The organism is Bacillus sp. 05T22, assembly GCF_056396765.1.
The window spans coordinates 1-21,026 of sequence record NZ_JBFTMC010000002.1; the positions used below are offsets into that span (position 1 = coordinate 1).

A 21,026-nucleotide genomic window follows, 5' to 3' on the forward strand; every position below is an offset into this window, starting at 1 on the left:
ATATTTTACTTTGTTGTTCAGCAGGAATGTCTACAAGTTTACTAGTTACAAAAATGGAAGCAGCTGCAAAGGCTCGCGGGTTAGAGGGAAAGATTTGGGCTGTATCTGGGGATGCAGTGAAAAATAACATTGATGAAGCAGATGTATTATTACTAGGGCCACAAGTTCGTTATATGCTGTCTTCAATGAAAGCGCTTGCCGATGATAAAAACGTTGGAATCGACGTTATTAATCCAATGCATTACGGCATGATGAATGGAGAGGCGGTTTTAGATCAAGCATTAACACTAAAAAAATAATTAGGGGGGAAAGAAAATGCAAAAGTTTATTGCATTTATGGAGAAATATGTTGTTCCAGTCGCTGGTAAAATCGGGTCACAACGTCATTTAGCTGCAATTCGTGATGGATTTATTGCTGTTATGCCACTTATCTTAGTTGGTGCCCTGGCATCACTGATTAATGGTTTTCCATCTGAAGCCTTCCAAAATTTCATGAAAGGTACATTCGGAGAAGTTTGGAAAGACGTTGGCGGAGGAATGTGGACTGGTTCTTTCGCAATTTTAGCATTAATTATAGCGTTTACAACAAGTTATAACTTAGCAAAATCTTACGGTGTTGATGGATTGTCAGCAGGTATTATTTCATTTGGTGCGTTAATTATTCTTACGCCAACAACACCGAAAGAGGGCGGATTGAACTTAGCTTGGACGGGGGCACAAGGCTTATTCGTAGCAATCATCGTGGCACTTCTTGTTACTGAAGCATTCCGTTTCTTTGTACAAAGAGAGATTACTTTCAAAATGCCAGACGGAGTACCACCAGCAGTTTTAAGATCATTTGCAGCATTAGTTCCGGCGTTTGTTATTTTAACAGTAGTTGCAGGTATTCAATTAGCAGTGAAATTAGCAGGCACAAGTGTTCATGAATTTATCTTTAATACAATTCAATTACCATTACAAGGTTTAGCAGGTACATTACCAAGTGCGATTGTCATTGTACTTCTTGTTCACCTTCTTTGGTTCTTTGGTTTACATGGTCCAAACATTGTTGGGGGTATCATCGAGCCATTATACTTACCAGCATTAGAAAAAAATATCAAGTTATTCCAAGATGGCGCATCTTCATTTGATGTTCCAAACATTATTACAAAACCGTTCTTTGATACTTTCGTATATCTTGGAGGTTCTGGTGCAACATTAGCATTCTTAGTTGTTGTATTAATTGTAGCGAAAAGCGCGCAAATGCGAGGCGTATCAAGGCTATCAATTGGACCAGGTGCATTCAATATTAACGAACCAGTAATTTTTGGTACACCAATTATTTTAAACCCAATTTTATTCGTTCCGTTTATTGTGACACCAATCGTATTAGTAATTACTTCTTATACAGCTATATCTCTTGGATTGGTGCCAAAAACAGTTGTGATGATTCCATGGGCAACACCACCAATCATTAGTGGTTACCTTGTAACAGGCGGACACATTTCCGGTGCAATTCTACAGTTATTCAACTTTGTAATCGCGATGGTGATTTACTATCCATTCGTTGTATTATGTGACCGTTCTATCATTCGCACTGAAAAAACTACAGCACAAGGAAACGATCAATCTGTACCTATGTAATACATGATTGTTCTCACGGGTGAAACGAGCTCGTGAGAACAATAACTTTATATCTTGTTCAGAAAGATGGCACACATCTAGAAGAACACCAAAACCAATTTAAGAAAATAATATTTTCATAGACACGTTCAAACTGAAGGGGTATTTTAATCGGTTGAACTATATAGAGAGGGCGGTATTTATGATGACTACAGCAGAACAAATCCCATTCCAATTAATTTTACACAGCGGTAACGCAAGAAGCTATGCGATGGAAGCACTGCAATATGCAAAACAGGGGAAATTAGGGGAAGCAGATGAAGCGATGGTAAAAGCGAAAGAAGCGATTAATGAAGCACATCATTTCCAAACAGAACTCATACAATCAGAAGCAAGAGGAGAAAAAACAGAGATTAGTGTTCTTTTAATTCATGCACAAGATCATTTAATGAATTCAATGACTGTGAAAGAATTAGCAGCGGAATTTATCGACCTTTATAAAAAGCTTGATGCGAAAGGGGAATAAGATATGAGCGGAATTAAAATTGCTACAATCGGTGGTGGCTCTAGTTATACACCGGAGTTAATTGAAGGGTTTATTAAGCGTTATGATGAGCTTCCTGTTCGTGAAATTTGGTTAGTAGATATTGAAGCGGGAAAAGAGAAGTTAGAAATCGTTGGTAACTTAGCAAAACGTATGGTGAAAAAAGCAGGTTTACCAATTGATATTCACTTAACACTTGATCGCCGCGCGGCATTAAAAGATGCTGATTTTGTAACAACGCAGCTTCGCGTTGGTTTATTAGAGGCGCGCGCGAAAGATGAAGCAATTCCATTAAAATATGATGTGATTGGTCAGGAAACGAATGGTCCTGGTGGTTTATTCAAAGCATTGAGAACGATTCCTGTTATTTTGGATATTTGTAAAGACATGGAAGAGCTTTGTCCGAATGCTTGGCTGATTAACTTTGCAAATCCAGCTGGTATGGTAACAGAGGCTGTACTTCGTTATACAAGCATCAAAAAAGTAGTTGGATTATGTAACGTTCCAATTGGTATTCGTATGGGACTTGCAAAGATTCTTGAAGTAGATGCGAGCCGTGTTCATGTTGACTTTGCAGGTTTAAATCACATGGTCTACGGATTAGATGTGTATTTAGATGGAGTAAGTGTGATGGACCGAGTGCTAGAACTTGTAACAGATCCAGAAAAGCAAATTACGATGGAAAACATCGCTGCACTTGATTGGGAGCCAGATTTCATTCGCGGACTTCGTGCAATTCCATGTCCATATCATCGCTACTACTATAAAACACGTGAAATGTTAGAAGAAGAAAAACAAGCTTCTATTGAAAAAGGGACACGTGCAGAAGTGGTGAAACAATTAGAAGATGACTTATTCGAGTTATATAAAGACCCGAATTTAGATATTAAGCCACCGCAATTAGAAAAGCGCGGAGGAGCGTACTACAGTGATGCAGCATGTAGTTTAATTACGTCTATTTATAATAATAAAGGTGATATCCAACCTGTTAATACAAAAAACAATGGTGCAATTGCAAGCTTGCCACATGATTCTGCTGTTGAAGTAAACTGTATCATTACGAAGGATGGTCCAAAGCCGATTGCAGTAGGTGATTTACCGGTTCCTGTTCGCGGTTTAGTTCAGCAAATTAAATMATTTGAGCGCACGTCAATTGAAGCTGCTGTTACAGGGGATTATCATAAAGCGCTGCTTGCTATGACAATTAATCCACTTGTACCATCAGATAAAGTAGCAAAACAAATTTTAGATGAAATGTTGGAAGCACATAAAGAATATCTTCCGCAGTTCTTCAAAAAAGTAGAAAAGTAAAAAGCGGCGCTGACTCAGCCCGCTTTTTTTCATTTTACAGGAGGGAAAAATCTATGATTCGATTAATTGTAAATGCAGATGAACTACAGATTTTAACGGAAAGTGTTTTACCAGAAGGGATAGAGCTTGTGAAATTTTAATATAAAAAACTTTCCTTTTAGGAGGGAGAGGGAATCCGCTCATGGATAGAAGCGGTCAGTGCCTCACGCTAAGTGGAAACCTCTTTTCGTTTTCATAGCCGCGACTTATATGCTTGAAAATCAAAGGGAAGTTATATAGTAAAAAAGACGGTTTAGTAAGACCGTCTTTTTGTATGTTTAGATAATAGAAAGAATATAGCCACTAAAAGCACCAAGAACAACAACGATCCATGGTGGTGCTTTCCAAAATGCTAATAGACAAAATAGGAGAGAAGCAATAACAAAATCAGTTTTACTCATGATTGTGCTTGTCCAAATAGGGTCATAAAAAGCAGCTAGTAAAATACCGACGACGGCGGCATTAATGCCAAGGAGCGCCCCTTGTACATAAGACAAGCGTCTCACTTGATCCCAAAATGGCAATACACCAATGACAAGTAAGAATGCCGGGAGAAAGATAGCGATTGTCGCAATAGTAGCTCCTAGTGCCCCGTCTAGTACCGTTCCTATGTAAGATGCAAATGTAAAAAGAGGACCTGGAACCGCTTGGGTTAAGCCGTATCCTGCTAGAAACTGTTCTTTTGTCATCATGCCATTTAATACAAACTCATTTTCAAGAAGGGGAAGAACGACATGTCCTCCGCCAAACACGAGTGAGCCAGAGCGATAGAAACTATCAAACATGGCAATCCAGTGCGAAAATGGTCGTAATAGTGGTAACAAGAATAATAAACTAAAGAATAGTAAGAGACAAAGGGCAGCTGTTATACGTGAAACAGGAATATGTGTTTTGCTAGCAGATGGAATTTCATGCTTACGATATAAGAGCCAACCGAGAAGACCAGCAAGTAGAATAAGCGTAACTTGTGTCCAAGCGCTTGGAAATAATAACGCAATTGCAGCAGTAATAATTGCAATTGTTGCTCGGTTACGGTCCGGTGTTAATTTCTGTGCCATTCCCCATATTGCATGTGCGACAATCGCTACTGCTACAAGTTTTAATCCATGAATCCAGCCAGCTTCCACCACATGAAATTGCTGGAGTAGTGAAGCGGAAAAAACAAGAAAGAGAACTGACGGGAGTGTAAAGCCAATCCAAGCGACTACAGCCCCAAGGAGCCCGCCTCGTGATAAACCGGTGCCAATTCCAACTTGGCTGCTTGCAGGACCGGGTAGGAATTGACAGAGTGCCACTAAATCCCCATAGCTCCGCTCATCCATCCATTTTCGTTTTTGTACATATTCATGATGAAAGTACCCAAGGTGAGCCACGGGTCCTCCGAAAGAAGTAAGGCCTAACTTGAGTGATACGAGAAATATTTCTATTAATGTTTTCAAAAAGAACCTCCTGAAGAAATTTCAAATTTACGTGCATTATACAGGAAGCAGTGTGGTGTGAGGAATGATTGTTATGTAATTTTTTTGTAAATATTTCTTGAGTAGAATAGCCATCATGAAAAAGCATTTCTGAAAGAGTCATAATTGATCGTGTCCCAGCAATAAATTAGTTAAAGAGATATCAGCATGAGTTTGAAATTTATATAAGGAGAATGTTGCTAGTATGACAAAACATTTTGTTGCTAAGCTGAAAGGTGATAATGAACTACCTCCTGTAAAAACGAAAGCTTATGGGGTCGCGGAGCTTATTTTTAATAGTGATTTTACGAAACTACATTATAGGGTCATATTGAAAAATATTGAGAAGGTAACATCTTGTCAAATTCATTTAGGGAAAGGAAATCAGACCGGGCCAGTAGTTGTGTTTTTATATGGACCTGTGAAGCATGGAATTAGCGTAAATGAAGGAACGATAACGGGTGTGGTGTTCACTGAAGATTTAGAAGGACCTTTGCAAGGGAAGACGTTTGAAAATCTTGTGCAGGCAATTGATGAAGCGAATGCATATGTAAATGTTCATACAAAAGCACATGCAAGGGGAGAAATTCGTGGGAAGGTAAAAGAATATAGCAGGTCCATGAGCCGGTAAATAAACATGCCCATGAATTTTGAAATTCACGGGCATGTTTACGTTACTCTTTTTTTTCTGGTTGGTTTCTTATGAAGAAGTCCATTACATAAAACACTTCATCATCTGGAATCTGCACATCAAACGTATTTTCAATTGGTTGCAGGGCTTTTTTTACTTTCATATACATCCAATATTCATCTTGTCTACGCGCTTCTTTGTCAGGATAAGGGAGGAGCTTTTCTCCCTTTTGAAGCCGGTCAATCATACAGCTCATATGCAAAATAACTCCCATTAAACTATCAGAGTTTAACTGTAAGGAGATGAGCTCTTGAATTGTGTTGAGCGCGTACCGTATTGTTTTAATCATCAGTGCCCCATCATCGCGCTGCATTTGTTGCCCGAGAATATCAGCCATTTTTGCATATGTTTCTTCATACGTAATTAATTCTTGAATTGGCTGAATGGCTTTATAGTTTACAATGTCTTGGAAATGATAAGTTAAACATGGTACTTGTACATCAAAGTTTGTCACAATACAAATCATATTGCGTTCTTTCTTAATGTTTTCGATCATTTTTGTTAAATCTTTTTCATGAACGATACTAATTGGAATAATTTCTATTAAATCTTTATCGAATCGTAAATAGTTTTCAAGCATTTTTTGAATGGCCAGTGCGCTTCCTTCTCCTGTTAAACAAGCTGTTAAAATGACTGATTTCATGGGAGCAAGTGGCTTTTTCTTTTCTTCTTGTACATTAAGGTAAAACGGTGTTAAGTTTTTCACGGTTTCATATAACGCATCTAATGAGTACCCGAGCTGAGCTTTTCTTGCTGCTTCTAATGCGTGCGGCGTACTTGTCATAGAGAGAACGCGTACAGGGATATGAAATTCTGTCTCTAGTATATCCCCGATATAGGCAAGTGAACCCATATCGACGAGTAAAAGCAGTCCGTTTATATGCCCGAGTGTTTTCATRTACACTTTYACWCGTTCYAAGAAATCTTTCGGTGATTCATGAAGCGGCATATCAATTCCTGTTACTTCATCAATACCGAGGAGTTCATTCGCGACATTTGCCATTTCTGTTGCGATACCATTGCCGTGGGCTAAAATTAATACTTTTACTTCTGTTTGGGAAGCAGGAATGGGATCAACAACGAAAAACATCGTTAAGAATCCAGCTTCATCAATGGGCATCGTTACTTGTAATTCTTCTTCTAATAGTTGAATACATTGCATGGCAACTGAGAAAGCTTCTTTATATTTCGTGCGAATTTGATTCAGCTGCGGGTGATGAATTTGTTTCCCACCCTGCAGTCGTTGTAAAGTTGTCTGTACATGTAAATTTAAAGCAAGAAAGACTTTTTCATCAAATGTCTTAGCTAAATGTTTTTCGGCTAGTTCAGCGATTTTTTCGCATACAGAAACAATATTGCGATCGACAATTTTAAAGACATTTTCATGACTTGTCTTTTGTGACATTTGATTAAAATACTGAACGAAAAAGCTTTGGAGATCGTTGTCTATTAGTAATTCTAATTCTTCTTCTTCAATATCGCGTGCTTGTAATTCTTCATATTTATGATCAATGTAATCATAAATGGAAGAACGTGAATCTTCTGTTTTATGTTTGCTCCATCCTTCGTCACTCGTAAATACAAATGTTTCGTTTGGCACTTGATACAGATGACGGCTTTTTCTTTCAATAAACAAGCCTTCCTTCATGTACCATGGCAAGTCAGCACTTGAAACGCGGACATGCTCTCTTTTCTTTGTTACGAAATCAGAATAGGCTTTCGCACAGGCAATTTGTACATCGGTTTTTAATTGTCCGATATTGTTTGGACATTGATAAAAGACGAAAGCACGCATTGCGTTCGGACTGACATGAATGTTTTTTCGCAGACGAATTGCTTCATTTGTAAAAAAGAGCTGCAAGAGAGCGAAGCGTTCCTGATGCGTTCGGACTGACATGAATGTTTTTTCGCAGACGAATTGCTTCATTTGTAAAAAAGAGCTGCAAGAGAGCGAAGCGTTCCTGATGCGTTCGCTCACGAAGTGGTGGAAGCGTTACGGTCATCGGAATCCGTCTCGTAAAGGTTTTGAGTAAAAAAGAGTTTGGTTCTTCTGTTGTTGCAGTAATAATTAATACTTGTGCTCGGCGCTCGTTCTCTGTTTCCCCAAGGCGGCGATACACACCGCGGTCAATAAATGTGAATAACATTTCTTGACCTACTGGCGGGAGGCGGTGCACCTCATCCAGGAAGAGAATTCCTTCGTGGGCTTTTTCGATTAACCCTTTTTGGTCACTTGCACCAGTGTAAGCCCCCTTTTTTATCCCGAAAAGTTGTCCAAGCAGGAGCTGTGGATTATTTGCGTAATCCGCACAGTTAAAAACGATAAACGGTGCATCTTTTGGGAGCTGATTTACTTCAATTGCATACTCGTGCATTAAAGAGGCAAACATAGATTTCCCGACACCCGTTTCTCCAAGTAGTAATGTATGCATACCATTTGGAGGATAGAGTACAGCAGCCTTTGCTTTTTCAATCGCAATTTTGAGGCTTGTGTTTTTTCTTGCAAAGGCATCGAGTGAAGTGTTATTTTGTGAATGCGTTTCCACGTGGGAGTTGGCTCCTAAATAGAAACGGACAGGGCGTGTTCCCGTTTTGGATAAACGACCATCTTTCACAAGTTTATTTAAATCGCTGCTTACATTTGCACGGTCTAGCTGTAGAAGTGTAGCGAGTTCAGATGCTGTTACACCTTCTGAGTAATTCCCTTTTTGTATTGCATTATAAATGAGGTCCATTCGTTTCATTTTTCTTCACCTCGAAACTTTGTCACTATTTAAAATTTTACACAAAAATGGGAAGTGTGGGAAGAGAAAAAGAATAAACAGCTCTAGTCTATACTAAAGCTGTTACAATCTTGCGTCCTTCCAGAAATTCACTTCTGAATGAGAGGAAGGATTATAGGGAAGAAGTGTGTATCCTTTCGCCTTAAGGTAGTCAATTACCTTTGGAAGAATTTTCACTGTAACGCTAGAATCATGCATTAAAATAACTTCAACTTGTTCGTCGCTTTGGTTCATAACACGCTCTAATATAGCAGAAGGATTATGATAACTTTTCCAGTCATATGTATCGATTGTCCAATCCCACATTTTGTACTGAGCGGAAACAAGTGCATCACGATAATTCTTTTTTAAATAAGGCATACTACCATACGGAACGCGAACAAGGTGTGTATCTAAATTTGCTATATGGCGCACAATAGAGCGGGCCTGCTCCATTTCGGTAATTAAAACGGATGGATCACCAGTATATAAACGCTTTACGTCATGAGACATGCTATGAAGACCGATATAATGACCTTCTTGTATGAAACGTTTCATTGTTTGTGGATAATGTGAAGCCTTGCCACCAATTACAAAGAAGGTTGCCTTTCCCTGCTTTTGCTTTAAGATGTTTAAAATTTGTGATGTGTATTTGTTTGGCCCATCATCAAATGTTAAGTATGCAATTTTGGGCGGAAGAGCCGCGTTCTGAATCGTAGATTGATGTGTAAGTGGGGAGTTAGCGGCTGCTTCAGTATAAGATACCGGACATGTAGTAATACTTAAAAATATAATAATACATTGAAGCATTTGCTTCATCAAAATACTCACCCTCAGTCTAACAGTCATGGAGAAGGAGTTAAGATTGTAGTCTCATTATCCTCTTTACATATATATCTTTCTCCAATAGAAGAACTCTCAAACAAACTATATTTTGGAAATAAAAAATAGCACCCTTTCTTTAAGAAGAAAGAGTGCTATTTGAATATTTTACACTAATAAAGGCTATACTACAGTTATTATTCGCGTTTTTTTACTTTTTTATAGAAGGAAATAATTGGTTTGTAACGTTCGTGCACAAGACCAATTACTTCTGCTACGATTTCAGTAAAGAAGATTAAAGCGAACAGAAGGATAATGGATAACCACAATGTTGCGCTAGTGAAAATAATTGCATTTACGCTAAAGAAAATACCAAATGCGTAAATGATAAGTACCGTCGTACGATGAGAAAAGCCCATTGCCAATAGACGATGATGTAAATGCGATTTATCTGGTGCAGAAATTGGTTTTTTATTCACAATTCGTCTGATAATCGCAAATGTTGTATCGAAGATAGGTACACCTAAAATGATAATAGGAACAAGGAAACTGAATAACGTTACACTTTTGTATAATCCCAGTAACGATATAACAGAAATACAATATCCTAAAAATAATGCACCTGTGTCTCCCATGAAAATTTTTGCTGGATGGAAGTTATAGAATAAAAATCCAAGTGTACTTGCAAGTGCAATGAGTGCTAGTGGCAGAATAATAACAGCACCAGTACCCATAGGGCTAGTAAAGGCCATATATGCTAATGTTGCAAGGACGATAGATGAAATCCCAGCGGATAATCCATCTAATCCATCAATTAAGTTAATGGCATTTGTAATACCTACAATCCAAAATACTGTAATTGGATATGCAAGGATACCAAGTTCAGTATCTCCTAAGATTGGAATATATAGCACCTGTACTAATAATCCACTTTTTACAATAAGTACGGCAACTAATAGTTGTCCACCGAATTTTACCTTCGCTGATAATTCGTACATATCATCTAAAATACCGATGATGATAATGATAATAGCACCTATAGTAATCGACATCATTCTTTGTTCATATAATCCACTAACAAAGAACCCAACGGCTACACCAATGAAAATTGCCAGTCCACCTAGACGAGGCATAATTTTTTGGTGTACTTTACGTGCGTTTGGCTTATCAGTTGCTCCGATCTTAAATGCTAATTTGATAACGAAAGGAGTAACAACTAATACGGTAATGAAAGATGCCAAAACAGCATAAATCACTTGTGAGTCCATTAATACCCCACCTTTTATATTTTAACGTAATTTTTGAAAAAGTTATCTGAAAATTATGATGATTGTTTGCAGGCTCATAACATATGGTATCACAAAAAGATTAGAATTCAATCTTTTTTTCTATTCACTGTAATTGGAAATAGATAAAATATATGACAAGTTTATAATAAATACGATGTCGCACAAGAAGGTTATAATATATCTTATCATTAACTTGTATTGCATAGTTTTTAAATTGTGGTACAGATTTATGACATTTACATATAAGTCTGTCCCTAGTAGGGATGGTAGGATGTGACCGATTCTCTTTACTATAAGTGTTGCACGTTAAAATACGTACGTTCCGCGTTAAAATATGGAAACTTCAAATGTGCCGATAATAGAACAGTTTGTAAAGAAATACATCCAAATAAACGATGTTATTTTACAAAATCTTAAAAAAAGAAAGAGCAGGCGTCTCATATAATAGGGAGTGAGGGCTTGCATGCTATCTCATTTTTATATACTTAAAAGCAACAACTTCATGTCTTAGTATGGGAAAAAGGGTGCCTTAAAGACATCGACATATATTCAGTTTTAGTATGAAAGGGGGAAGCCTAGAATATCTAAACTATAATCTTAGGTATTCTGGGCGGAACATCTAATGAAAATTACGGTGATAGGTACTGGATATGTAAGATTAATTACTGGAGTAGGATTAACCACATTAGGTCATTCGGTTACTTGTTTTGATATAAATCAAGGGAAAATAGCGAGAATGAAGCAAGGGGAAATGCTAATTTATGAACCTGGTCTGAGGCAATTAGTAGATGCAGCAGTCCAAGAAAAATGATTAGCATTTACATCAAGTCAAACAGAGGCATTTAAACATTCAGATTTCATATTTGTAGCAGTAGGAACACCATCTTTACCGGATGGAACGGCAGATTTAACATATATTCGTAATAGTTGTTATGAAATTGGTATGTGTGCCAATTCAGATATAATTGTGGTTACAAAAAGTACGGTTCCTGTAGGTACGAACAATCAAATGAAAGAATGGATTCAGGAGAAGCTACAAGGGCGGCATATGTACCATATGATACATATGGTATCAAATCGGGAATTTTTACATGAAGGTTCTGGTATACATGACTTTTTTCATGGTGATCGCATCGTCATAGGAGCGGAGACAGAAGAAATCGCGCAGAAGGTAGAGAGGCTATACAGTAAGCTGTTAATTGAAACGTTTGTTACAGATATCCGCAGTGCGGAGATGATTAAATATGCTTCAAATGCTTTTTTGGCTACGAAAATTAGCTTCATAAATGAAATTTCTAATATATGTGAGAAAGTGGACGTAGCGTTTATTGTAACCGATTGGGAATGCATACGAACGTATCCATTAGAAAGGTATGTGCAACTTATGGGTGAACCTATTTTATTTGATGGGAGAAATTGTTATACTGGGAAAGATGTTGAGAAACATAGAATGGATTACTATTCCGTTGGCAGAAAGAGCATTCGTAATAGGAAAGTTTCTACCGTCTATTAAAAACGCTTTTTTTGTCCTTTTGTTTTCTCAATATATAATGGTGAGTGTAACAATACTATATAAATCCATGTTGATTAGCTGGCATATAAGTTGCGGTTATGAAAACAAAAGGCGATCTCCACTCGTTTTCTCCGTTTGTTTTCACATGGCATGGGGGCTAAAGGGTCTGACCGCTACTATGCATAGCCGGACGTTCTCTTCTACCTAAAAGAGAAGATTTTATGTTAGTTTTTCAATTTGTATTTATATAAATCTATGTTGATTAGCTGGCATATAAGTTGCGGCTATGAAAACAAAAGGAGATTTTCACTCGTTTTCTCCGTTTGTTTTCATATGGCATGGGGCTAAAAGAGGGTCTGACCGCTACTATGCATAGCCAGACGCTCTTCCCACTCAAAAGGGGAGGTTTTATGTTAGTTTTTCATATATCGTAACTAGTGAAAGAAAAGAGGCAWTGAAATGACTGAACGTTTAAAAGTAATGACGATTTTTGGAACACGTCCAGAAGCGATTAAAATGGCACCTCTTGTGTTAGAGTTGCAAAAACATCCTGAGCAAATTGAATCAATTGTAGCAGTGACAGCACAGCATCGCCAAATGTTAGATCAAGTATTGAATATCTTTGGTATTACGCCGGATTTTGATTTGAATATCATGAAAGATCGTCAAACATTAATTGATATTACAACACGTGGTTTAGAGGGCTTAGATAAAGTAATGAAGGAAGCAAAGCCGCATATCGTTCTTGTACATGGTGATACAACAACTACTTTTATTGCGAGCCTTGCTGCTTTCTATAATCAAATTCCGATTGGCCATGTTGAAGCTGGACTTCGTACATGGGATAAATATTCTCCATACCCGGAAGAAATGAACCGTCAATTAACAGGTGTAATGGCAGATCTTCATTTCTCTCCTACTGCAAAATCAGCAACGAATTTGCAACAAGAAAATAAAAATGAAGCACGTATTTTCGTAACAGGAAATACAGCGATTGATGCACTAAAAACAACAGTAAAAGAAGAATATAGTCATCCAGTACTAGAGAAGCTTGGAAATGACCGACTTGTACTTATGACAGCACATCGTCGTGAAAATTTAGGTGAACCAATGCGCAACATGTTCCGTGCAATTAAACGCCTTGTTGAAAAGTACGAAGATGTACAAGTTGTGTATCCAGTTCATATGAATCCTGTTGTTCGTAAAACAGCTAACGATATTTTAGGAGATCATAATCGTATTCACTTAATTGAGCCACTAGATGTAATTGATTTCCATAATGTTGCAGCACGTTCATACTTAATGTTAACAGATTCTGGTGGTGTGCAGGAGGAAGCACCTTCTCTTGGCGTACCGGTTCTTGTTCTACGTGATACGACAGAACGTCCGGAAGGTATTGAAGCTGGTACATTAAAATTAGCAGGTACAGACGAAGAAACAATCTTTACACTTGCAGACGAATTATTATCTAATAAAGAAGCACATGACAAAATGGCGCAAGCATCTAATCCTTATGGTGATGGCCTTGCTTCAGAGCGTATTGTAGAAGCAATTTTACAATATTTTAATAAAAAATAAGTAGAAAAAAGAGCCGCTCCTCATATCTGTTGATATAAGAAGCGGCTCTTTTCTTTTAAGTAGTAATCTCTACTGATGATTTCGCATTAACCATTCCGCGTTAGCGTTCGTAGACGGAGGTTCCTGTTCTTTTTTCTTAGTAGATGAATTTGTTGAATTCGTATCAGAATTAGAACTTGTATTGGTTGTAGAATGCGTGTCTGTTTTATCTTGTCCTAAGTTTTTCAAAATTTCATTACGAACATTTTGAACGCTCATTTCATTTGGAATAAAGTAATAGATACCATTTAGTTTTTTATCTTCACCTTCTAATTTAATCGTTTGTATGGTAGAAGGATCGAATCCAGATAACTTATTATATAAGGCAAGTCCATCGGATACAGGTATATCAGTTTTTACGTATTTCCCAACAACCTCTGCTAAGTCTTTAATTTTAAAGACTGTAGAAGCGGAATTTAGTTTATGGACAACCGCGGCAAGTACTTGTCGTTGTCTTGCAGCTCGGCCATAATCTCCATTTGGATCTTGCTTTCGCATACGGACATAAGCGAGTGCTTCTTCGCCATTTAATTCTTGCTGTCCTTGTTTAAATTGAATCAGTTTGTAGTAATCTATATCAGATCGTTCCTCGAAATTAAACGGCACATCGACTGTAATGCCACCAACGGCATCGACAATCCCTTTAAAGCCTTTGAAATCAATTTTAACGTAGTGGTCAACAGGCACCTCTAAAAAATTCTCGACTGTGTCTAATGCCATTTTTTCTCCGCCGTAAGCATGCGCCGCGTTAATTTTATCTTTTTTATTTTTTCCAGCAATCGTAACACGTGAGTCACGCGGGATACTCATGAGTGAAACATTTTTTGTTTTTGGGTTAATTGTTGCGAACATAAGAGAATCTGTTCGTCCATTTTGTCCATCCGTTGCATAATCTTCAATTCCCATAATAAGGACGCTGAAAGGTTCTTTTGTAATTTCTACATCTTTCGCACGTAATTTTGATTTATCACGAGTAAAGCCACTATACATCTCCATGAGTGAAGAGTAAGAGTTAAACATGTAAAGCCCTACACTACCAATTAAGGACATAAAAATGAGGTAGATAAACAATCTACGTCTGCGCTTTTTTTTCACTCTTCTTTTCTGGAGATGATCATAACGCTCTTCCATACATAAACTCCTTTTAATATATATATGTTATTGTTGCACAATGTCTTGTTCTAAATACAGCATGTCATCTTCTTGTATTGTACATTTCCCATTTGTTAGTTCAATCATCCACTCTGTGAAAGTTTGTTTTTGATCTTCTGCCACATAAGTGTCAAATGTCACATTTTCTAGGTAATGAATCTCCTTAATAACATATTTTGAGTGGCGTAATTCATTTTCAATTTTTCCAAGTAGTGTATAGTCAATTTCTGTCTTCATAACTCGCATTAATTTTCGTTCGACAACACCTACATAGTTAATTCCTTCACTTGTACATTTTCCATATGCACGAATTAAACCACCGGCACCAAGTTTAATGCCGCCAAAATATCGTGTGACAACAACAACGGTATCTTTCAATCCGCGTTTTTTTAATACTTCTAGCATAGGTACACCAGCTGTACCGCTTGGTTCACCGTCATCATTTGCCTTTTGAATTTGATCTTGCTCCCCAATTAAATAGGCTGAGCAGTTGTGTGTTGCGTTCCAATGCTGCTTTTTTATCTTTTGAATAAATTCTTGTGCTTCTTCTTCTGTTTTCGCTCGACTTATATAGCAAATAAACCGTGACTTTTGAATGACAATTTCGTGCTCACCGTAGCCTTTGATTGTTAAATATTGTAATAACAATGATATACGCCCCTACCTTTCAAGATTACTAGTACTTTTATTGTAAAAGGGGGAGTTTTCAGATTCAAACATTTTTTGTAGGAAAATAGCAAGTTCTATTATAAATTTAATATTTTTGTTGTAAATTGTCCAAGTGTTTATTATAATCTTATCCCGGCATTTTTCATACATTAATGCACCTTTTCCTATTTTCGTGTAAAATTAGGAAATAAAAACTTTTTTATAAGGCAGGTACGAAAATGAGAACAGCTATTGTTACTGATAGTACAGCATATATACCGAAGCATATTCGTGAAGAACTCAATATATATATGATTCCATTAAATGTGATTTTTGGAACGAATTCTTATCAAGAAGAAGCAGAAATTACAGCGGATGATTTTTATGTAAAAGTACGTGAACATGAAGAACTTCCAAAAACTTCTCAACCAGCAATTGGAAAATTTGTGGAGCTATTTGAAGAACTAGCAAAAGAATACGATGCGGTGATTTGTATCCATCTTTCAAGCGGAATTAGCGGTACATATCAAACAGCAATGACAGCTGGGCAAATGGTCGAAGGGATAAACGTATATACGTATGATTCTGAAATYAGCTGTGAGGTACAAGGGTTTTATGTGCGTGAAGGTGCGAGAATGGTAAGCGAAGGAAAGGTGCCAGAAGAGATTTTAGCTAGGTTTGATGAAATGAAGCAAACGATAGATGCTTATTTTGTTGTTGATGATCTTCATCATTTGCAACGCGGTGGCCGTTTAAATAGCGCGCAAGCATTTATCGGTAGCCTATTGCAAGTAAAGCCAGTTTTATATTTTAGAGATAAARTYATTATYCCGTTTGAAAARATTCGCACACGCAAAAAGGCACTAAARCGTATCGTTGAAATTTTCGATGARCATGCGAGTAAAGGTATGCCGATGGAGGCTGTTATCATTCATGCAAATCGTGAAGAAGAAGCGAAAGAGTGGCAGCAAGAATTAGAGGAAAAGTACCCTCATGTTACAATCCGCATCAGTTATTTTGGCGCTGTAATTGGAACGCACTTAGGAGAGGGATCACTAGGTCTAGGGTGGTATACAAAATAATAAAAATGTAAAAGCTCTCTTTTTGTAGAGAGTTTTTTACGGATATCCGTATGCCTATTTGACAAGTTAATATTTTGAAGTGATAAAATTTAATTTATATAAATACGGATTGAAAGACCGACATAAAGTGAAACTTTAATCAGTGGGGGGCTCCATCCCCCACTGATTATTAGCCCTCGCCAATCGGGCTTTTAGGGACAGTGCCTTTTTTAGCCCTATTCCATGTGAAAAAAGAAGGAGAAAATAAGTGGGAGTCTCCTTGTGTTCTTCATAGTCGCAATTTATATGTTGGAAAATCAAAATGCATTTATAAAAAATAAGGAAAGTTTTATTACTTACTTTTTATAAGAAACTATTTTATAATAAAGGAGAGGTGAAACATATGGAGCATAATTCTTGTTTATGTCCAAAGTTTGAGTCGGCTTTTACACTTCTTAGTAAAAAGTGGACGGGTTTAATTATTAAATCTTTGTTAGAAGAGCCGAAGCGATTTAGAGAAATTGCGGATATTATTCCAAATATGAGTGATCGTATGTTGTCAGAGCGTTTAAAAGAATTAGAGAGCGAAGGTGTAGTCGTTCGTAATGTGTACCCAGAAGTACCTGTTAGAATCGAATACGGATTAACAGACAAAGGAAAAGCATTAGAAAGTGTTATGAATGAAGTCCAAAATTGGGCTGAAAAATGGGTGAAATAATAGATTGTTCGATGAATAGGGAGAAAAAAGCACAAGGAGTGTTCCTTGTGTTTTTTTTATAACGAATGTATGACAATTGTACAAAAAAACAGCGCGATTTTCTTAAGATTCTACAAGAAAATACAGGATTAGAAGAAAAATGTCAGGAAATTACAAGTATAATATTACATTTATTTTACAAAATCGTAACAATGATAAAATATCTCCCGAAATATGGTATAAATTTTAATAGATTATTACATACGGAAAAGAAAAAAAGAAAGCGGTGTAAAAACAAAATGAAAAAGCTAAAAATGGCATCTTGCGCATTGGCTGCAGGATTTATGATGTTTTCAGTAGTAACACCAAATGTATTTGCGGAAAAGATTGAGGACGTAAAAACACAAATTAACACACAAAATGACACTTTACATAAACAACAACAAGAACGTGACGAGCTTCAAAAACAAATGAACGACTTAAATAAAACGGTTCAAGATTTAGATACGTCTGTTCAAGAAAATGCAGCAAAACTTGATGAAACAACGAAAAAAGTTGAAGAAACACAAGCATTAATCGAGAAGAAAAATCAAAACATTGCAGATTTACAAACGAAAATTGCAAAACGTGAAGAGTTATTAAGAAAGCGTTTAGTAGCGCTTCAAGAACAACCAAATACAAACGTTGTAACAGAAGTTGTTGTAAACTCTAAAAACATTGCAGATTTAGTAGATCGTTTAACTTCTGTTTCGAAAATTCTTGAATCTGATGAAGATATCATGACAACACAACAACAAGATCAAGCAACTGTGAAAAAAGATGTTGAAACGGTAAAAGAAAAACAAAAAGAATTAAAAGAAGCGCAAGTGAAAATCGAAACTGCAAAGAAAGAACTTGATGCTGAAAAAGCGAAAAAACAAGAAGCAGTGACCGATTTAAGCGGTAAAATGGATACAGTTGTAAACAGCATGACAAGCACAGAAGGTCAATTAAAAGAGCTTGAAAAACAAGCGTTATACTTACAACAATTAGCAGAAAAAGAAGCACAAGAAAAAGCAGCACAAGAAGCCGCTGCGAAGAAACAAGCAGAGCAAGCTCAGCAACCAGCACCGGCACAACAAGCTGCACCGGCACAACAAGCTGCACCGGCACAACAACCAGCACCAGCAAATAGTGGTGGACAAGGTAAAAAAGAAGATGTTAAACCAGTACCGGCTCCAAAACCAGTTCCAGATACGGGTGTAATTGGAAAAGCAAAAAGCTTAGTTGGTATGAAATATGTTTGGGGTAGTTCTTCACCGTCAAATGGCGGTTTTGACTGCAGTGGATTAGTTTCTTATGTATATGGTTTAGGACAACAAGATACAAGAAGTTTATGGGGATCTGTACAAAAAATTAGCGCATCTGAAGCGCAACCAGGTGACCTTATCTTCTTGCAAGGTACTTACAGAGCAGGCGTATCACACGTTGGTATTTACATTGGTGGAGGCCAAATGATTCACGCTGCTGATGAATCAACTGGTGTTACGTACGGTAGTGTAAATAGCAGTTATAACACAGCTCATTTCTTAGGTTACGGTAGATTATAAGATTTTTAACTAAATAAAACATGTGTATAAAGTCGATAGCTTACTATTTTAAAAGTAGGTTATCGGCTTTTTTGCGTTTTTACGAGATAAAGAGAAGGGATTATAGTAAAGCTGGGGGTGCTTTACTATGCTAGCAGGAAGACAAATGCTGTTAGAAGAGCTTTCGTTATTAAAGGATGAACTGGAGTTTTTAGAAAAGCGAAGAGATATTTCTTTAGCAAAAGGGGTAATCAAAAAATCTTCACGCTATGTATGTCAGCGCTGCGGAAATGCAGAACAACGGTTATTTGCTTCGTTTTTATGTAAAAGGTGTAATCAAATGTGCATGTATTGCCGAAAGTGCATCACGATGGGGCGTGTGGGGGAATGTACAGTGCTCGTTCGAGATATACGAGATGTAGTATGGGAAAGTTTGCCGAATCCTTTACGGTGGGAGGGCCATTTATCACCTGGGCAGGAGAGAGCAGCTAGCGGAGTAACAGAAGCAGTACGCCGAAAAGAATCCTTCTTTATATGGGCAGTATGCGGAGCTGGTAAGACAGAGATGCTTTTTTATGGTATAGACGAAGCTTTACGAAAAGGCGAACGGGTTTGTATTGCAACGCCGCGGACTGATGTGGTGTTAGAGCTCGCACCCCGTTTACAAACTGTTTTTCCAGATGTACCGATTGCTGCGTTATATGGTGGTAGCTTGGACCGTGAAAAGGAAGCGAGGCTCATCGTTTCTACAACGCACCAGTTGCTTCGTTATTATAGGGCATTTGATGTTATGATTGTGGATGAAATTGATGCTTTTCCATATGCGATGGACAAAATGCTTCATCATGCAGTAGAGCAAGCGAGTAAAGAGCGAGCTGCGCAAATTTATTTAACTGCAACCCCAGCAGAAACATGGAAACGTAAGCTATGGAGTGGTGAACAAAAAGGTGTAATCATTCCGGGGCGTTATCATCGTCAGCCTTTGCCAGTCCCAAGGTTCAGGTGGTGCGGTAATTGGAAAAAGGCGCTAAAACGAAAAGAAATCCCGCATGTTGTTTTAAAATGGCTACAGTATCATCTCCTTAAACAATCTCCTATTTTTCTATTTGTTCCTCACGTACGTTATATTGATGAAGTAAGTGTATTATTAAAAAAAATAGATGATCGCATTGAAGGTGTTCATGCGGAGGATCCAAAGCGAAAAGAAAAGGTAGCTTCGTTCCGAAAAGGAAATATCCCATTATTAGTAACGACGACGATTTTGGAACGCGGCGTGACGGTAGAGAATTTGCAAGTAGCTGTGTTAGGGACGGAAGAAGTCATTTTTTCGGAAAGTGCACTTGTACAAATTGCTGGCAGGGCCGGCAGAAGTCATCGCAGGCCAGATGGTGATATTCTTTATTTTCATTATGGAAAAACAGAAGCAATGATACGCGCAAAAAAACATATTCAATTTATGAATAAAAAGGCAAAGCAAGAAGGATTGATACATTAATGCATTGTCTACTTTGTCATGATTTTATTTCAGAAAGCGTTAGCTGGTATTCTTTTTTTATTCAGTCTGACAGGCGGTGTATATGTGAGCGATGTGAACGAAAACTTTCCTATATTATAGGAGAAATTTGTGATGACTGCGGCAGGCCATTTGAGTCTCTGTCAGAGGAGTATAGAGAAGGTAACCTTTGCAAGGATTGCGTAAGATGGCAGGAAGAGAGAAAGTTTCTACCTATAAAAAATCGATCTGTGTACGTCTATAATGATTGGATGAAGGAAATATTAGCTCGGTTTAAATTTCGTGGGGATGCTGAGCTTGTTCGTATTTTTCATGCGCACTTTTTAGCTACATTTCGTAAGTATTTTTCAGATTGTCATGGGATGATTCCGATTCCGCTTAGTAAAGAGCGAGAATACGAGCGTGGTTTTAATCAAGCGGAATTGTTAGCATCTTGTTTACCACTTAGTTTTCTACAAACATCTTTAAGTAGACAAGACACGGAAAAGCAAAGTAAAAAGAAACGTATAGAGAGGCTTTCAGTAGCGAATCCCTTTTATTTTCACAAAGAAGAAATGTTTATTGGACAGCATCTTTTACTCATTGATGATGTGTATACGACAGGAATTACGGTTAGGCAAGTTGCAAAGTGCCTGTATGATGCAGGTGCTCAAAAAATTTCTAGTCTTACTCTTTGCCGCGGATAATATATGTATGTCGAAAGATACAATAAAAAGGCGACAAGACTTCTTTGACTTGAT

At 37.4% G+C, this 21,026-nt stretch carries 16 protein-coding genes and 2 pseudogenes; 12 read left to right on the plus strand and 6 right to left on the minus strand.

Annotated features, from left to right (window positions below; translation table 11 throughout):
• Positions 1-2 precede the first annotated feature (2 nt).
• The 4 genes from AC1DIT_RS00750 (at position 3) to celF (ending at position 3,457) form a co-directional block, all read left to right on the plus strand.
• A complete protein-coding gene (locus AC1DIT_RS00750; protein ID WP_476998004.1) occupies positions 3-299 on the plus strand; it encodes a PTS sugar transporter subunit IIB in 297 nt (98 codons plus the stop codon).
• A 16-nt stretch (positions 300-315) separates the two neighbouring features.
• The gene (gene celB, locus AC1DIT_RS00755; RefSeq protein WP_016132409.1) at positions 316-1,623 is read left to right on the plus strand and encodes a PTS cellobiose transporter subunit IIC; all 1,308 of its coding nucleotides are present in this window, start codon (positions 316-318) and stop codon (positions 1,621-1,623) included.
• A 181-nt stretch (positions 1,624-1,804) separates the two neighbouring features.
• Complete coding sequence (locus AC1DIT_RS00760; protein ID WP_016112557.1) at positions 1,805-2,128, plus strand: PTS lactose/cellobiose transporter subunit IIA; 324 nt, start codon at positions 1,805-1,807, stop codon at positions 2,126-2,128.
• A gap of 3 nt (positions 2,129-2,131) precedes the next feature.
• A complete protein-coding gene (gene celF / locus AC1DIT_RS00765; protein WP_476998005.1) occupies positions 2,132-3,457 on the plus strand; it encodes a 6-phospho-beta-glucosidase in 1,326 nt (441 codons plus the stop codon).
• Positions 3,458-3,774: 317 nt separating this feature from the next.
• On the opposite strand, the gene AC1DIT_RS00770 is transcribed toward celF, so the two are convergent.
• On the minus strand, positions 3,775-4,935 hold the full coding sequence (locus AC1DIT_RS00770; protein WP_016112555.1) for a chromate transporter: 1,161 nt from the start codon (positions 4,933-4,935) through the stop codon (positions 3,775-3,777).
• Positions 4,936-5,158: 223 nt separating this feature from the next.
• On the opposite strand from AC1DIT_RS00770, the gene AC1DIT_RS00775 reads away from it, so the two are divergent.
• Positions 5,159-5,584 (plus strand): CHRD domain-containing protein, encoded by a 426-nt coding sequence (locus tag AC1DIT_RS00775; protein ID WP_016132408.1) that lies wholly within the window; start codon positions 5,159-5,161, stop codon positions 5,582-5,584.
• A gap of 43 nt (positions 5,585-5,627) precedes the next feature.
• Here AC1DIT_RS00775 and AC1DIT_RS00780 read toward each other — a convergent pair.
• From AC1DIT_RS00780 to AC1DIT_RS00790, 3 genes and pseudogenes are all read right to left on the minus strand, one after another.
• Positions 5,628-8,388, minus strand: a pseudogene (locus AC1DIT_RS00780) (sigma-54-dependent transcriptional regulator).
• 102 nt (positions 8,389-8,490) lie between these two features.
• Entirely contained in the window at positions 8,491-9,225 is a 735-nt protein-coding gene (locus AC1DIT_RS00785; RefSeq protein WP_375337731.1) for a polysaccharide deacetylase family protein, read from the minus strand.
• Between the two features lie 200 nt (positions 9,226-9,425).
• Entirely contained in the window at positions 9,426-10,496 is a 1,071-nt protein-coding gene (locus tag AC1DIT_RS00790; protein WP_016112550.1) for a glycosyltransferase family 4 protein, read from the minus strand.
• Positions 10,497-11,139: 643 nt separating this feature from the next.
• Here AC1DIT_RS00790 and AC1DIT_RS00795 point away from each other — a divergent pair.
• Positions 11,140-12,030 (plus strand): annotated as a pseudogene (locus AC1DIT_RS00795) (nucleotide sugar dehydrogenase).
• Positions 12,031-12,489: 459 nt separating this feature from the next.
• Positions 12,490-13,608, plus strand: coding sequence for a non-hydrolyzing UDP-N-acetylglucosamine 2-epimerase (gene wecB, locus AC1DIT_RS00800; RefSeq protein ID WP_016132406.1), 1,119 nt, complete (start codon positions 12,490-12,492; stop codon positions 13,606-13,608).
• A gap of 69 nt (positions 13,609-13,677) precedes the next feature.
• Here wecB and AC1DIT_RS00805 read toward each other — a convergent pair whose 3' ends face one another.
• Positions 13,678-14,778 carry an LCP family protein gene (locus tag AC1DIT_RS00805; RefSeq protein WP_016112546.1) on the minus strand — a complete coding sequence of 367 codons (1,101 nt, stop codon included), beginning with the start codon at positions 14,776-14,778 and terminating at the stop codon, positions 13,678-13,680.
• A gap of 27 nt (positions 14,779-14,805) precedes the next feature.
• Positions 14,806-15,447, minus strand: coding sequence for a YigZ family protein (locus tag AC1DIT_RS00810; RefSeq protein WP_016112545.1), 642 nt, complete (start codon positions 15,445-15,447; stop codon positions 14,806-14,808).
• A gap of 239 nt (positions 15,448-15,686) precedes the next feature.
• Between AC1DIT_RS00810 and AC1DIT_RS00815 the strand changes: the two genes are divergently transcribed.
• The 5 genes from AC1DIT_RS00815 to AC1DIT_RS00835 all read left to right on the plus strand — a co-directional run bounded on the left by AC1DIT_RS00815 (position 15,687) and on the right by AC1DIT_RS00835 (position 20,972).
• Positions 15,687-16,529, plus strand: a complete 843-nt coding sequence (locus AC1DIT_RS00815; RefSeq protein WP_476998006.1) for a DegV family protein — start codon at positions 15,687-15,689, stop codon at positions 16,527-16,529.
• Between the two features lie 382 nt (positions 16,530-16,911).
• Entirely contained in the window at positions 16,912-17,226 is a 315-nt protein-coding gene (locus AC1DIT_RS00820; RefSeq protein ID WP_016112543.1) for a winged helix-turn-helix transcriptional regulator, read from the plus strand.
• A gap of 278 nt (positions 17,227-17,504) precedes the next feature.
• The gene (locus AC1DIT_RS00825; RefSeq protein WP_033670900.1) at positions 17,505-18,794 is read left to right on the plus strand and encodes a C40 family peptidase; all 1,290 of its coding nucleotides are present in this window, start codon (positions 17,505-17,507) and stop codon (positions 18,792-18,794) included.
• Positions 18,795-18,921: 127 nt separating this feature from the next.
• Entirely contained in the window at positions 18,922-20,268 is a 1,347-nt protein-coding gene (locus AC1DIT_RS00830; RefSeq protein WP_016112541.1) for an ATP-dependent helicase ComFA, read from the plus strand.
• Positions 20,268-20,972: a ComF family protein gene (locus AC1DIT_RS00835; protein WP_016132404.1), complete on the plus strand. Its 705-nt coding sequence runs from the start codon at positions 20,268-20,270 to the stop codon at positions 20,970-20,972. Before AC1DIT_RS00830 ends, AC1DIT_RS00835 begins: the two co-directional genes overlap by 1 nt.
• The last annotated feature ends 54 nt before the right edge of the window (positions 20,973-21,026 follow it).